This is a genomic window from Fictibacillus nanhaiensis (assembly GCF_023715445.1).
Lineage (GTDB): Bacteria > Bacillota > Bacilli > Bacillales > Fictibacillaceae > Fictibacillus > Fictibacillus nanhaiensis_D.
The window spans coordinates 1-916 of record NZ_JAMBOD010000032.1; the positions used below are offsets into that span (position 1 = coordinate 1).

The 916-nt window shown below is 54.5% G+C and carries 1 rRNA gene; it reads right to left on the minus strand.

Annotated features, from left to right (window positions below):
• Positions 1–916, minus strand: a 16S ribosomal RNA gene (locus M3196_RS21680); the annotation flags it as partial.

The window sequence follows — 916 nt, forward strand, 5'->3', positions numbered from 1 at the left end:
TCAGAGGATGTCAAGACCTGGTAAGGTTCTTCGCGTTGCTTCGAATTAAACCACATGCTCCACTGCTTGTGCGGGCCCCCGTCAATTCCTTTGAGTTTCAACCTTGCGGTCGTACTCCCCAGGCGGAGTGCTTAATGTGTTAACTTCAGCACTGAGGGTGGAACCCCCCAACACCTAGCACTCATCGTTTACGGCGTGGACTACCAGGGTATCTAATCCTGTTTGCTCCCCACGCTTTCGCGCCTCAGCGTCAGTTACAGGCCAAAAAGCCGCCTTCGCCACTGGTGTTCCTCCACATCTCTACGCATTTCACCGCTACACGTGGAATTCCACTTTTCTCTCCTGCACTCAAGTCTCCCAGTTTCCAATGACCCTCCACGGTTGAGCCGTGGGCTTTCACATCAGACTTAAGAGACCGCCTGCGCGCGCTTTACGCCCAATAATTCCGGATAACGCTTGCCACCTACGTATTACCGCGGCTGCTGGCACGTAGTTAGCCGTGGCTTTCTGGTTAGGTACCGTCAAGGTACGAGCAGTTACTCTCGTACTTGTTCTTCTCTAACAACAGAGCTTTACGACCCGAAGGCCTTCATCGCTCACGCGGCGTTGCTCGGTCAGGCTTTCGCCCATTGCCGAAGATTCCCTACTGCTGCCTCCCGTAGGAGTCTGGGCCGTGTCTCAGTCCCAGTGTGGCCGATCACCCTCTCAGGTCGGCTACGCATCGTCGCCTTGGTGAGCCGTTACCTCACCAACTAGCTAATGCGCCGCGGGCTCATCTGTAAGTGTCAGCCGAAACCGACTTTCAAAAAGAAGAAATGCTTCTTCTCTTGTTATCCGGTATTAGCCCCGGTTTCCCGGAGTTATCCCCGTCTTACAGGCAGATTACCCACGTGTTACTCACCCGTCCGCCGCTAAA